Source organism: Phyllobacterium phragmitis (assembly GCF_002980495.1).
GTDB lineage: Bacteria > Pseudomonadota > Alphaproteobacteria > Rhizobiales > Rhizobiaceae > Paramesorhizobium > Paramesorhizobium phragmitis.
This window is the reverse complement of sequence record NZ_PVBR01000026.1, coordinates 1-13,049: the sequence shown is the minus strand read 5'-3', so window position 1 is coordinate 13,049 and position 13,049 is coordinate 1. Positions and strand designations below refer to the sequence as shown.

At 58.1% G+C, this 13,049-nt stretch carries 10 protein-coding genes and 1 pseudogene; 8 read left to right on the top strand and 3 right to left on the bottom strand.

Going from position 1 to position 13,049, the window contains the following annotated elements; genetic code table 11:
- Window positions 1-18: 18 nt before the first annotated feature.
- Window positions 19-1,023 (bottom strand): DctP family TRAP transporter solute-binding subunit, encoded by a 1,005-nt coding sequence (locus C5748_RS23730; RefSeq protein WP_105744975.1) that lies wholly within the window; start codon window positions 1,021-1,023, stop codon window positions 19-21.
- A 233-nt stretch (window positions 1,024-1,256) separates the two neighbouring features.
- On the opposite strand from C5748_RS23730, the gene C5748_RS23725 reads away from it, so the two are divergent.
- Genes C5748_RS23725 through C5748_RS23715 form a run of 3 tightly spaced genes read left to right on the top strand, consistent with a single transcriptional unit; the run spans window position 1,257 to window position 4,887 of the window.
- Complete coding sequence (locus C5748_RS23725) at window positions 1,257-2,093, top strand: IclR family transcriptional regulator (protein ID WP_199194886.1); 837 nt, start codon at window positions 1,257-1,259, stop codon at window positions 2,091-2,093.
- Window positions 2,090-3,259 carry an acetyl-CoA acetyltransferase gene (locus tag C5748_RS23720; RefSeq protein WP_105744971.1) on the top strand — a complete coding sequence of 390 codons (1,170 nt, stop codon included), beginning with the start codon at window positions 2,090-2,092 and terminating at the stop codon, window positions 3,257-3,259. Before C5748_RS23725 ends, C5748_RS23720 begins: the two co-directional genes overlap by 4 nt.
- Window positions 3,259-4,887 carry an acyl-CoA synthetase gene (locus C5748_RS23715; protein ID WP_105745055.1) on the top strand — a complete coding sequence of 543 codons (1,629 nt, stop codon included), beginning with the start codon at window positions 3,259-3,261 and terminating at the stop codon, window positions 4,885-4,887. Before C5748_RS23720 ends, C5748_RS23715 begins: the two co-directional genes overlap by 1 nt.
- An 846-nt stretch (window positions 4,888-5,733) precedes the next feature.
- Here C5748_RS23715 and C5748_RS23705 read toward each other — a convergent pair.
- Complete coding sequence (locus C5748_RS23705) at window positions 5,734-6,180, bottom strand: MarR family winged helix-turn-helix transcriptional regulator (protein WP_105744968.1); 447 nt, start codon at window positions 6,178-6,180, stop codon at window positions 5,734-5,736.
- A 196-nt stretch (window positions 6,181-6,376) separates the two neighbouring features.
- On the opposite strand from C5748_RS23705, the gene C5748_RS23700 reads away from it, so the two are divergent.
- Window positions 6,377-7,120: a DUF899 domain-containing protein gene (locus C5748_RS23700; protein WP_105744966.1), complete on the top strand. Its 744-nt coding sequence runs from the start codon at window positions 6,377-6,379 to the stop codon at window positions 7,118-7,120.
- Between the two features lie 32 nt (window positions 7,121-7,152).
- Window positions 7,153-7,728 (top strand): DUF1579 domain-containing protein, encoded by a 576-nt coding sequence (locus C5748_RS23695; RefSeq protein WP_105744964.1) that lies wholly within the window; start codon window positions 7,153-7,155, stop codon window positions 7,726-7,728.
- 178 nt (window positions 7,729-7,906) lie between these two features.
- On the opposite strand, the gene C5748_RS23690 is transcribed toward C5748_RS23695, so the two are convergent.
- Window positions 7,907-8,656: a Crp/Fnr family transcriptional regulator gene (locus tag C5748_RS23690; RefSeq protein WP_105744962.1), complete on the bottom strand. Its 750-nt coding sequence runs from the start codon at window positions 8,654-8,656 to the stop codon at window positions 7,907-7,909.
- A 601-nt stretch (window positions 8,657-9,257) separates the two neighbouring features.
- Here C5748_RS23690 and C5748_RS23685 point away from each other — a divergent pair.
- The 3 genes and pseudogenes from C5748_RS23685 (at window position 9,258) to C5748_RS23675 (ending at window position 12,915) form a co-directional block, all read left to right on the top strand.
- Window positions 9,258-10,043, top strand: coding sequence for a response regulator transcription factor (locus tag C5748_RS23685; RefSeq protein WP_105744960.1), 786 nt, complete (start codon window positions 9,258-9,260; stop codon window positions 10,041-10,043).
- A gap of 44 nt (window positions 10,044-10,087) precedes the next feature.
- Window positions 10,088-11,548 (top strand): annotated as a pseudogene (locus C5748_RS28670) (GumC family protein); the annotation flags it as partial.
- A gap of 119 nt (window positions 11,549-11,667) precedes the next feature.
- On the top strand, window positions 11,668-12,915 hold the full coding sequence (locus C5748_RS23675) for a polysaccharide biosynthesis/export family protein (protein ID WP_105744956.1): 1,248 nt from the start codon (window positions 11,668-11,670) through the stop codon (window positions 12,913-12,915).
- The last annotated feature ends 134 nt before the right edge of the window (window positions 12,916-13,049 follow it).

Here is a 13,049-nt window from a genome sequence, read left to right as displayed (position 1 = left end):
CGGCTCAAGCCTTCGGCGTCAATTGGATCCTGAAATCGCATCCTGAAAGGTTTTCACCAGATCCGGACCGACCTTTGCCGCCCAACTATCGAAGGCAGGCTTCGTCGCTTCACGGAAGGCGCCGATTTCCTCGGTCGTCGGCTCATAGACGTCCATGCCCTTCTCGCGCAGGAAGGCGATGCCTTTTTCGGTATCCTCGCGCGTGATCTTCTTTTGATAGGCCATGGCTTCAACAGCCGCTTTCTGGACCTTCGCCTTCGTTTCATCGTCCCATGAATCCCAGCGTTTCTTGCTGACACCGAGGAAGATGGGATCGTAGGAATAATGCCAGGCGGTCAGATATTTCTGCACTTCGTAGACGCGCTGCGGAATGATGACGGCGCCGATCGGATTTTCCTGCCCGTCGACCACGCCCTGCTGGAGCGCGGTGAACGTCTCGGTCCATTGCATCTGCTGCGGGTTGGCGCCGAGCGCATTCATCACGTCGATATACATCGGACCGGCAACACGCATCTTCAGCCCCTTCATATCGGCTGGCGACTTGATGGGCCGGACATTGTTGGTGACTTCGCGAAAGCCGTTTTCGCCCCAGGCCAGCACGATGATATCGCGACTGGCCATGATTTCCTTCATCTTCTCGCCCGCCGGGCCATCAGTGCTGGCGTCGACCTGCGCATAGTCGCTATAGAGATAGGGCAGCGAGAATACCGCCATTTCCGGCACCAGCGGCGTCACGTTGATGGCCGAGGTGATGACGAAATCGAGCGCTCCACGGCTGACCATCTCGGCCTGTTTCATCTGGTCGCCGCCGGAAAGCGTTGCATTGGGAAAGGTGCGAACCTGCATCTTTCCATCGGTCGCCGCGCTCAGCAACTCATTGAACTTCTCCGCGCCCTTTTGCCAGGTCGTGGTATTGCCCGTATTTTGCGACAGCCTGAAGGTCTCGGCCGAGACCGCGCCCAACAGGGCGAAGCTCGCCACGACAGATGTGAGGGCAGCGATGCCCAGCTTGGCAAATTTCATGATGGCTCCTCCTTTGGCTCACCCAACGGCCCGGGACTGACCTCCACAATCATTCCGAACCGGATACAGGTCCATATAATGGAACATTTTACCTCTGTATGGAACCCGTAATTTATGGCTGCATTCGCTACGCATGGAGGAAGTGTAGATGATAGTGAACTTCTTTACTTCCTCTGGCACCTTCGATAAATTGTAGGTCCATATTATGGATCATCATGAGGCCACCAGGCACAATGGTCGGAATCTTCGGATCGCAAAGCGTGGACCGCGCTCTCGGCCTCCTGGCCATGGTGGGGAGGCATGCCGACCGTGGCGTTTCGCTCTCCGGACTGGTCGAGGAAAGCAGCCTCAACAAGCCGACGACACGGCGCTTGCTGCTGGCGCTGATGCGCGCGGGCCTGGTGGAACAGGACGACGAAACCCGACGCTATCATCTCGGAGAAGAAGCCTATGTGCTGGGGAGCCTCGCCTCGCGGCGGTTCGGCCTGCTGCAGCTTTCCATGGAAAGCCTGATCCGCTTGTCGAAGAAGACGCAGGATTCGAGCTTCCTATCCGTGCGGCGCGACGCCTTTTCGGTATGCCTGCACCGAGAGGAAGGCACCTATCCGGTACGCACGCATGTGCTCCAGGCGGGTTTCGAGCATCCGCTTGGATGCGGCGCGGGATCGCTGGCGATACTTTCCGCTTTACCCGACGAGGAGATAGAGACGATACTTTCGGGCAATGCAGGGCTGCTGGAGGAGAGCTACCCGATGCTGACGCCTGAACGTATCCGCGACGACGTGGCGCTGACGCGCGCCAGGGGCTATTCGCTCAATCCCGGTCTCATCATCGCCAATTCATGGGGGATCGGGGTATCGGTATTGACGCCCGACGGCCGGCCGGCCGGAGCGCTCAGCATCGCCGCCATCGACAGCCGCATGCAGGAACCGAGACAGGCCGAGCTTGCCGGCTGTCTGAGGGAAGAGGCAAGGTTGGTGGAGGAGAAGCTCGCCCAGATGTTCGCCTCCCGCAATCGGCCACGCGAGCAGCCCGCACCAAGATTTCAAACGAGGAGACCACCCAAATGACGAAAGCGCAGATCGTGGGATGGGCCCATTCGCCCTTCGGAAAATCCGAACTGGAGAATACCGAGCAGCTGATGGCGTCCGTTGCCGCGCCGGCGCTCGAACATGCCGGCATTGCGCCGGAAGATGTCGACGGCATCTTCGTCGGCGTTATGAACAACGGCTTCTTCAAGCAGGATTTTCAGGGTGCGCTCGTGGCGATGAACAATGAGGCGCTTGCCCATGTGCCCGCCGTCCGGCTCGAAAATGCCTGCGCCACGGGGTCGGCTGCACTTTATAGCGCGATGGATTTCATCGAGGCGGGGCGCGGCCGCATCGCGCTCGTCGTCGGTGCGGAGAAGATGACGGCGACGCCGACGGCGGAGGTGGGCGACATCCTGCTCGGCGCCAGCTACCGCGGGGAAGAGGCGGACGTGGAAGGCGGGTTCGCCGGCCTGTTCGGTCGCATCGCGCAAGCCTATTTCCAGCGCTATGGAGACCGCTCGGAAGAGCTCGCCATGATCGCGGCAAAGAACCACGCCAACGGCATGGCCAACCCTTACGCGCATATGCGCAAGGATTTCGGCTTCGAATTCTGCAACACCGTTTCGGAAAAGAATCCTTATGTCGCCGCGCCGCTGCGCCGCACGGACTGTTCGCTGGTTTCCGACGGTGCGGCAGCACTTGTCATCGCCGATGAGGAAACAGCGGCGGCTCTGACGCGCGCCATCGGCTTTCGTGCCCGCAGGCAAGCAAACGATTTCCTGGCGCTCAGCCGGCGAGACATGCTGGCCTTCGAAGGGGCGCGCCGTGCCTGGGCCGGGGCGCTCTCCGATGCGAATACGAGCCTCGACGATCTCTCCTTCGTGGAGACGCATGACTGCTTCACCATCGCGGAACTGATCGAATATGAGGCGATGGGCCTTGCCAAGCCGGGCGAAGGCCATCGCATCGTGCGCGAAGGCGTGACGAACAAGGATGGCAGGCTGCCGGTCAACCCGTCGGGCGGCTTGAAATCCAAGGGGCATCCGATCGGCGCGACCGGGGTGTCGATGCACATCATGGCGGCGATGCAGTTGATGGGCGAGGCAGGCGACATGCAGGTCAAAGATGCCGATCTTGCAGGAATATTCAACATGGGCGGAGCGGCGGTCGCCAATTATGTTTCGATCCTGGAGCGCGTGAGATGATGACGAAGGGTCCGCGCGGCGGCGTCGGCCCGATTTCGACGCGCGTCATGAACCTTGCGCATTTTCTGACCCAGGCGGCACGGCGCAACCCGCAGGACATCGGCTTCGTCTGGGGCGAGCGGCAATGGACGTGGGCCGAGATGGAGAACCGCGTCAACGCCATGGCGGCAGCGCTTATCGCCGAATTCGGTGTGACAAAGGGTGACCGCATTCTGGTTCAGGCGGCGAATTGCAACCAGATGTTCGAATCGATGTTCGCCTGTTTTCGCATCGGCGCCGTCTGGGTTCCGACCAATTACCGCCAGTCGCCCGAGGAGGTGGCCTATCTGGCGAAGGCCAGCGGCGCGTGCGGCATGATCTGCGGCGCAGCATTTCCAGGTCACGCGAAAGCCTGCCGGGAGGCCGCGCCCGATCTTGGATTTATCTTTGCGATCGGCGAGGCGGATTTCGGCGAGGATTATGACAGGATCGTCGAACGTTTTCTCGGCCACGCCTGCAAGAGCGTCGCAGTTGACCGGGACGATCCCTGCTGGTTCTTCTTCACGTCAGGCACGACGGGCCGGCCGAAGGCGGCGGTGCTCACTCATGGACAGATGGCCTTCGTCATCACCAATCATCTTTGCGACCTGATGCCGGGAACCGGACGGGACGACGCGTCGATCGTCGTCGCTCCCCTCTCCCATGGTGCCGGCATCCATCAGCTCGCCCAGGTCGCGCATGGGGTCAAGACCATCCTGCCGCCGGCCGAAAAGCTCGATGTCACGGTCATCTGGGCACTGATCGAGAAATGGCGCGTCAGCAATGCCTTCACGGTCCCGACGATCCTGAAGATGCTGGTGGAGGACGCTTCCGTCGATCTGTTCGACCATTCGTCGCTGCGCTATGTGATCTATGCTGGCGCACCGATGTACCGAGCGGACCAGAAACGCGCGATTGAGAAGCTCGGGCCGGTTCTCGTCCAATATTTCGGCCTTGGCGAGGTGACCGGCAATATCACCGTGCTTCCCCCCGCCCAGCACATAGCGGAAGACGGGCCGGAGGCGCGGATCGGCACATGCGGCTTTGAGCGCACGGGGATGGAAGTACAGATCCAGAACGATCGGGGCGAGGAGGCCGCTCCCGGCATGACCGGCGAAATCTGCGTCATCGGTCCGGCGGTCTTCGCCGGCTATTACGATAATCCGGAAGCCAATGCGAAGGCTTTCAGGAACGGCTGGTTCCGGACGGGCGATCTCGGTCATATGGACGAAAACGGTTTCCTCTATATCACCGGCCGCTCTTCCGACATGTATATCTCAGGCGGATCAAACATCTATCCGCGCGAGATCGAGGAAAAGATCCTGCTGCACTCCGATATCAGTGAGGCGGCGGTTCTCGGTATTGCCGATCCGATGTGGGGCGAAGTCGGCATCGCGGTCTGCGTGGCGCGCGCCGGTTCAGCCGTCGGGCCTGACGATCTCAATCGATGGCTCCACGGCAGGATCGCCCGCTACAAGATGCCGAAATGGTTCGTGTTCTGGGAGAGCCTGCCAAAATCGGCCTATGGCAAGGTCACCAAGAAACTGATCCGCGAGGAACTGGAGAAACGCGGTGAACTGCTCCCTGACGGCCGGAAGGTTTCGGCCTGATATCCCGAAGCCGATATGGCCGGACATTTGGTCGATCGGCTTGACGGCGGGCAAGGGCTAAAATTTAACGCGCCTAAGGGATTTTCAAAACATACAGTTTTGCAAAAAGGCGATTCGCGTATACCGCAATCATTGGCACGCTCCGTATCTTCAACCCGTGCGGAGATATTATGCTTACGAAACAATTTTCGCGGGCATTCATTTGCCTCTCCATGCTATTTTCCTCCTCCGCCCTGGCTGAGTATCTATTAGAGCAGTTCACTTTCAGACGGAAACGATGCGTTCAGGCGTTCCTCACTCTTGACGGTGGCAAACACCCTTTTCCAACCGTCGTAACAGCGGCATCGGTGAGGCATAGATTCCTGTGACAAGCACAGGAATGACGGGGTGGGGATGTTTTCGCCCCCTATAGCAACCGTTCTACGGACGGAAACGTCTGCATTCGAAATTTTCATCGTGAAACGATAGACATTGATTGTCTTTCCGAGGGAACGCGCTAGAATTCGTTTCATTCAGACAATGTGAAGCTCTCACCCCGCCTTTCGGCGGGGTGGCATCACCGTTTGAGGGAGGACAACAATGAATGAGGTAGTGACTGGTCCAACCAGAAAACCACGCCCGGTTCCGTCGCATGTTCTGCAGAAGATCCATGAGGAAATGCCCAAGCCATCGAATGATCGGACACGCATTTCCAATATATTGAGGCTGGCAAAGGGTGGTTATTCCCGCTGCCGCCACAAACAACATCAGCCTAAAGCTCCACAGAACTAAAAAGCCGGCGCGGGCCATATCCAAATGGATTATGGGTCCGCGCTCAACACAAGGCCTGCTCAAGATAGGGCCTGCTCAAGATAGGGCAGAAAGATCGGCGCGCAGGCGGCTGGGGTCGGAATCGCCCAAAAGCCGCTCGATCTGCGCATGAGTGGCCTTCCATATCGGTACGGCTGCTCCCAGCAGCGCTTTTCCTGAAGGCGTAAGCGTCATCAGCCGGCTGCGTCGGTCGTTCTCGTCCGGCCTGACCTCGATCAGACCACGGCGCTCGAGCGGCTTGAGATTGGCGGTCAGCGTCGTCCGGTCCATGGCAAGCAGCATCGAAACCGAACCGATCGTCGGCGGCTTGGGGCGGTTGAGCGACATCAGCAGCGAGAATTGACCGCTCGTCAGCCCAATAGGCCGCAATGCATCGTCAAAGCGCCGCGCAAGGGCTCGTGCCGCACGCTGCACATGGAGGCAGAGGCAGTTGTCGCGAACGAGAAGCGTTGTTTCGAAGGGAATTTCCAAGGGATTTGACATGGGATAATAATGTTGATATCAACGTATTCTGTCAAGGAAAAACGTCCGGTCAGGATCGAGGGCCACGCCCGCACCAGCCCGAAATCGGAACCGGTTTCCTGAGAGAAAGAGGTGCGGATTCAATAGCTTACAGCGTCCTTGTGTGGCATCCAACAGGCGGCACGGCGCTGGAATGGAGAAGCAAGAGGAGGATCACATGCACAACCCGAAAACGTCCCATCCTGTCGTATCCCGCGAGGAATGGCTTGATGCGCGAAAAGCACTTCTCGCCGGCGAAAAGGAAATGACGAAGCTACGCGACAAGCTCAATGCCGAGCGGCTTGCCCTGCCATGGGTCAAGGTCGAGAAGGACTATGTCTTCGACACAACGCAAGGCAAGAAGACGCTTGCCGAGATGTTCGACGGTCGCAGTCAGCTGATCGTCAACCACTTCATGCTCGGCCCCGGCTGGGAAGCAGGCTGCGTCGGCTGCTCCTTCCAAGCCGATCACATCGACGGGGCGCTTGCCCATCTGGAAAATCACGACGTCACATTCGCCGCGATTTCCCGCGCGCCTCTCCCGGAAATCCTTGCCTACAAGAAGCGCATGGGTTGGCGCTTCAACTGGGTCTCGTCCTACAATAACGACTTCAACTATGACTACCACGTCTCGTTCTCGCCGGAAGATCTGGCAAAAGGCAAGGTCTTCTACAATTTCACCGAGACCGATGCGGCGGATGCTTTCGAGGAACTGCCCGGGATGAGCGCCTTCTACAAGGACGGGGCGGGCAACGTCTTCCACACCTATTCCACCTATGCCCGCGGCGCCGAAGAGCTGATCGGCACGTTCATGATCCTCGATCTTGCGCCCAAGGGCCGCAATGAGACGACCATCATGGATTGGGTGCGCCGTCACGACGAATATGAGAATGCACCTGATCTGCGCGCCTGTTGCGCGTGACTTGAGATCACCAAAACCCTGAGGAGGAAACCATGAAAGCAGAACCGCAGAAAGAACATCATTGGCTGCAGCAGCTCGTCGGCGAGTGGACTTGCGAGATGGACGCCCATACACAATGTCCCGAGGGATCGGATGCCGAGGCATCAGGTGCGGAGAGCTCAGGCGAGGAAGGTTCCACCAGCGCCACCTGGACCGAAAGTGTACGCTCGCTTCACGGGCTCTGGGTCGTGGGTGAAGGAAAGGGCGAGATGCCCCAGGTAGGGCCCGTCACCACGATCCTGACGATCGGGTATGATCCACACAAGAAGCGCTATGTCGGCACATGGATCGGCTCGATGATGACCTATCTCTGGATCTATGACGGCTGGCTCGACGAGACGGGGAAGGTCCTGACGCTCGAGGCCGAAGGCCCTGACTTCACCACCGAAGGGAAGATGGCGAAATACCGCGACATCATCACCATCAAGGATAATGATTATCGTCTCTTCACCGCCGAAGTGCTTGGCGACGACGGTGAATGGCGGGAAATGATGCGAGTCCACTATCGCAGAAAAGACCAGAGCGCCGCGCATTCAGCCGAACACGCAAAGGAGGCTGCTTCGCTCTGATGCCCTTCGCCTGTCCAGGCAAACCCGCCTGGGCGGGCGATATCCGGCGCTCCAGACGGAAGCTACTGCATGTTTCCTCAAATCGGTGCTGATTTGAGATAAAAATATGCGGCCATTCAAATGCTACGGCGTCCTTTGTGCGTCCGGTAAGACGCATGGCGCTGTGGAGCGGATACGCTCACTTGAAATCCGTGAACATTCCCATCGCCAGATAGTTCTCATCGAAATTCGCGAGGCGCACCAATCCAGGGCGATTGATGAACTCGACCTCGCCATAGCGGAAAGCGACGAGATTCTGCTCCCTGAGCTCGCGCAGCATACGATTGACGTGAATTGCGGTCAGTCCAAGCGCATCGGCCAGCTCGTACTGGGTCAGCGGACAGGAATAGCCCTTTTCCGTTCCCATGCCGCTGTGCTTGGCCCTGACGCCCATTTCCAGAAGCAGATGCGCCGTCCTGACCAAGGCGTTGCGGCGCCCCAGATTGGTCAGATGCTCAATGAGAAAAGCGCGCTGCCTGGCCATCAGCGCCATGATCCCGTTGCTGAGATAGGGGGACCGGAGCACGATGGCATTGAGTGCGTGTTGCGAAATCTCGAACACCGACATCTCGGTTATCGAAGCGTAGGTGTTGTAGTTGAACACCGCCGGCATCCGCAATCCGACAGTATCGCCCCGGAGGGGAAAATCCATGATCTGCCGATCACCGCTCGGAAGATCGCGATACACGCAGCCCCAGCCCGAATTGGTGATGTAGACGCTGCGAACCGCGTCTCCCTGATTGTAGACGACAGTGTGGGGCGGATAACGTTTCAAGCTGATTTGAAGCGAATGAATAGCCTTTATATCCGCGTCATTGAATCTCGCCTTGATGGGCGCTGCTTCCAAGAGTCCCAGCAATGATTTCGATTCATTCGACATGAAACCCATTCGGTATGAAATTCATCCCCAAGCGCAAACCATTACCTGGAGTTTCACATAAAACCGGAAAAAATGTAATCGTTCTAAATCACTACTTTAGACTGCGCCGCCTGTATCACTACTTTAAGCTGCACCGCCTGTTTCGAAAGAACAGCACAATCCAGCCAAAGATCAGTCTCGCAACCCCATAGACGCAGCATTTGTAAATCTTGCCGGCGGCGCATGGTCAACAGGCGCTGGAGAAAAATAACGAAGGAATAATAGGGGGTTCCCCGCTCCTGCCGGCGGATAATTCAGCCGAACGAAGGAGCCGCTGTTCAGCACGCGACGTTTCCATACCTCGAATTGTGTATGCAAAGCGCGCTTTCATGCTCCTGAAATTTCGAAACAGCTAATTTATGTTAATGACACCCGGCTGGATTGACTACAATAATTTATTGCGAGCAAAAAGTGAGGCGTGGGTAATATCAACAGATAAGAAAACTGTGTATTCGCACATCACAAAATCAACGGTCAGTGTGAACTACAGTTCAAACTATCTCAGAGCAGGCAGGGTTAACTCTTGTCTCCTCAATATGACTCATGCCTTCATTGGTGGGAGGCTATCATTATGGAAACGATACTCAGAAACACTGAAACCAATATTCCGGTTTTCCGGCACAAATCTATACTATCGGGAACTCCTAAACATAATGAAATCAGAGATGAAGCGGATGCCGATATAGCTGAAGCAGCGCTCTTCGTGATCGACAGCCGCACACTGGACCGGGAATGCATCGCGCAGAGCCTCCGGTCCCATAATATCGGCATGCCTGTGGTCGCAATCGGTTCTTTTGAACAATGGTTGGCTCAAAGGCAGGATCAACCGGCCACGGCCATATTGATCAATATCGGAGGCCAGAAGGTATCCGATCCCAACATGACCAGTCATTTACGTCGGGTCGTGTCGGAATGCGGGTCCGTGCCCGTCGTCATCCTGGCCGACAAGGAAGACATGTCGCAAATATTGAAAGCGCTCGAATGCGGGGTCCATGGTTATATCCCCACATCGGTCGGGATCGATGTTTGCGTCGAGGCGATAAGGCTGGCAATGGCAGGGGGCACTTTCGTACCTGCAAGCAGCGTTCTGGCCATGCGCCACGCCGCTGAAACCGGCACCCAGGAAACCCGTCCAATGGGGGGCATGTTCACGCAGCGTCAGGCGGAAGTCGTCAAAGCGCTGCGCCGGGGAAAGGCGAACAAGATCATCGCCTATGAGCTCAACCTGCGGGAAAGCACGGTAAAGGTTCACATCCGAAACATCATGAAAAAGCTCAAGGCGACCAACCGGACCGAGGTCGCCTACATGATCAACGATCTATTTCCCTCAGAATCCAGTTTCGCAGACGCAGACTGAATTCAACCGTCCCGTTGCCTTTGGACCTTTCTGGGAGAACGACCGTGATCATATCCGAGGTGCCGTCCGCCGGTTCGCGGGCATCGCTGCCGCAGTTTCTGACGCTTGTCAAACGTCGGAAATACATGCTGACAATTCCGACACTGGCGGGCCTGGGCATCGGGCTCGCCGGTTATTCGACGGCCCCTTTGAGCTATGTCTCCGAAGCGGTTCTCGTCCTGGACGTCCGCCGTGTGCAGGCGTTTCCGACAGAATCCGTCGTATCGCCGCTGCCGCAGGATAGTCCGGTGCTGCGAACGGAACTCGACATCATCAATTCGCGGATGATGGCACACAAGGTTATCCGACGCCTTGAATCGCAAGGCGTTGCGGTTATCACCGACGAACCGGCGAAAACGCTTCTCTCGAATTGGGCGGAGCGTTTTCGCGATCTTTTCGACGGCGTGGCCTATGCCCAACCCGTCGCCTCGCCTGCAACCGACGAGCCGCAGCTTTCCGCTACCGAGCGCAGAAAGACCGATATTCTCATCTCCAACCTGCGGGTGACGAATGACGGGCGCTCCTACACCATCTTCATCACCTATCGCGCCCCGGATCCGACCTATGCCGCGAAGGTGGCAAACGCTTTCGGCGAAGCCTATCTCGCGCATCAGATCGACGTCCAGCAATCGGCGACCCGGCGCGTCAGCGACTGGCTTGGCGACAAGCTCGTAACGTTACGTTCCGATCTCGAAGCCTCCGAGAAAGCCGCGGAGAATTTCCGTCAGAAGGCCGGTCTCGCGGAAGCCAACGGCGTGACATTCCAGGCGCAGCGCGTTGCGGCACTGAATGCCGAAATCGTCGCCTCGACCGGCGCTCTGTCGATGGCGCAGGCGCGGCTTCAGACCGCGATAGCGCTAAGGCAGGGAAACGATGCGCCGGCCCTTGCGGAAATACTCGCTTCGCCGGCGATCCAGGCGTTGCGACTGGAGGAAGCGCGCGTGGAGCGGCGGCTTTCCGAACTGCAATCCACCGGTGCGGTGAAGAGCGCCGAAATCCCTGCCCTGATCTCCGAAAAAGAGGCGCTGAAAAAGCAGATAACGGCTGAGGTCGATGAAATCATCAAGAGCCTCTCCAACGAGATCGCCATCGCGGAACGCAGGCGCAGCACCATGGAAGCCAATTTGCGCGAGGCGCAGAACGAGCTTTCCAAAGCGGATCAGGCACAAGTGGAAGCGGCTCAACTCGAACGCGAAGCCAATGCCAACCGGGCAATCTACGAGAGCTATCTGACCCGGTATAAACAGACGATCGAGCAGGACGGCATAGCCGCGCCCGAAGCGCAGATGATCTCAATGGCGGAACCTGCGGGCGCCCGAGCCAGCCCGCGCATCTTGACATGGTTGCTTCTCGGCTTCGGCATAGGCGGCGTCGCCGCTGCCGCCGGCACCGCTTTCCGCGAGGCCACCGATGGCACATTGCGCGATTTGAAAGCCCTTGAAGCCGCTGCCGGCGTACCGATTGCCGCGACAGGTCAGACCCAAAAGAAAACATGACAGGCGGGGCAGGCCTATGGCCGGTTTGCGCCGGCTGTTCGGCTGATCCGGAGATATATCCAGCGCCCGAAAAATGAGGAAGCACCGCTATGCGTGACGTTCATGCAGCATTTTCCTTCCGTTCCATCGTCCTGAAAGGCACTTCGGCACTGACCGGCCTTTTGTGGCTCGGATCACTGGCGTCGCTTGCGGCCGAAACGGGCAGCTACCGGATCAATCCGAACGACGTGCTCCAGATCACGGTTTTCGGCCAGGCCGATCTCACGGGCCAATATCCTGTAGGCCCCGACGGCAGCATCGGTTATCCGATGGTGGGGAGCGTCACGGTTTCTGGTCTCACCCCGTCGCAGGTCGGCGAAAGGCTGGGGAAGGCTCTAGCCCAGCACATGCCTGGCCTCGCCGTCACGGCCACGATCAGCCAATATGCGCCGGTCTTCGTGCTCGGCGATATCCGCACCCCCGGCAAGTACGAATACCGGCCGGGGATGATCGCGCTCGAACTGCTCGCTCTTGGCGGCGGCGCGGGCAAGGGTGAAAGTCCCTCCGTTACCGCCGGCATGCAGATGATCTCGGCCCGACAGGAATATGCCGATCTGCAGTTGCAAATGTTTGCGCTTCAGGTGAAGCGCGCGCGAACCGAAGCGGAACTCGAGGGACGCACCTTCGAATATACGCTTCCCCCTGTTGTAAACGACGAGGATAAAACCCTGAAACAGCGCGTCATCGATGGCGAAATGACGCTTTTCAACATCAGGCGCAATACGCTGGCTGCCGAGGAACGGGCGCTCGGTTCGCAAGTCGACAGCTTCTCCGATGAAATCAAGACGCTGCAGGCGAGCATTCGCCTGCACAATGACGAGATCGCGCTTCTCCAGGAAAACGTCAATTCGTCGAAGACGCTCGTCGAGCGCGGACTGGCGGCAAAATCGAGCCTCAGGGAAATGGAACGCGAACTTTCATCGACCCGGCGCGATGCGCTGGAACTCGGTTCATTTCTCGCAAGGGCGCGGCAGAGCCAGCTTGCGGTGCAGCAGCGCATCGCATCGCTCGGCGATGTCCGCAGGAACGAATCCGCGACAAACCTCCAGGAGATCGATCTCAGCCTTGCCCGGATGAAACGGAAGAGCCAGTCGCTTCTCGACAGCATGGCCGAGATCGCCAAGGCATCAGGAAACGTGTCGTCGAGCGATATTGCCCGCAAGATGACATTCACCGTGCTCAGAAACGATGACAACAGCTATCAGGAAATCGCCGCCAACGAACGCACGGAAATCGAACCCGGCGATATTCTGCGTGTCGAGTTCGATCTGTCGAAGCTGACGGAACCACGTTCGTAAGCCCTATCATTACAGTTGCACTTTTGACGTGAAGTGTGCTTGCTGGGCTGCGGCCTGATGTGCTCGTCGCCAAAGTGACCATGCGATCATATGAGCGGGATGAACGTGTTGTCGTGCGAGACGGGTGGCGATGC

Bases quoted from the DNA above. Each gene is read 5' to 3' on its own strand.
- C5748_RS23730 (WP_105744975.1), bottom strand. From the start codon at position 1,023: ATGAAATTTGCCAAGCTGGGCATCGCTGCCCTCACATCTGTCGTGGCG.
- C5748_RS23725 (WP_199194886.1), top strand. From the start codon at position 1,257: ATGGTCGGAATCTTCGGATCGCAAAGCGTGGACCGCGCTCTCGGCCTC.
- C5748_RS23720 (WP_105744971.1), top strand. From the start codon at position 2,090: ATGACGAAAGCGCAGATCGTGGGATGGGCCCATTCGCCCTTCGGAAAA.
- C5748_RS23715 (WP_105745055.1), top strand. From the start codon at position 3,259: ATGACGAAGGGTCCGCGCGGCGGCGTCGGCCCGATTTCGACGCGCGTC.
- C5748_RS23705 (WP_105744968.1), bottom strand. From the start codon at position 6,180: ATGTCAAATCCCTTGGAAATTCCCTTCGAAACAACGCTTCTCGTTCGC.
- C5748_RS23700 (WP_105744966.1), top strand. From the start codon at position 6,377: ATGCACAACCCGAAAACGTCCCATCCTGTCGTATCCCGCGAGGAATGG.
- C5748_RS23695 (WP_105744964.1), top strand. From the start codon at position 7,153: ATGAAAGCAGAACCGCAGAAAGAACATCATTGGCTGCAGCAGCTCGTC.
- C5748_RS23690 (WP_105744962.1), bottom strand. From the start codon at position 8,656: ATGGGTTTCATGTCGAATGAATCGAAATCATTGCTGGGACTCTTGGAA.
- C5748_RS23685 (WP_105744960.1), top strand. From the start codon at position 9,258: ATGGAAACGATACTCAGAAACACTGAAACCAATATTCCGGTTTTCCGG.
- C5748_RS23675 (WP_105744956.1), top strand. From the start codon at position 11,668: ATGCGTGACGTTCATGCAGCATTTTCCTTCCGTTCCATCGTCCTGAAA.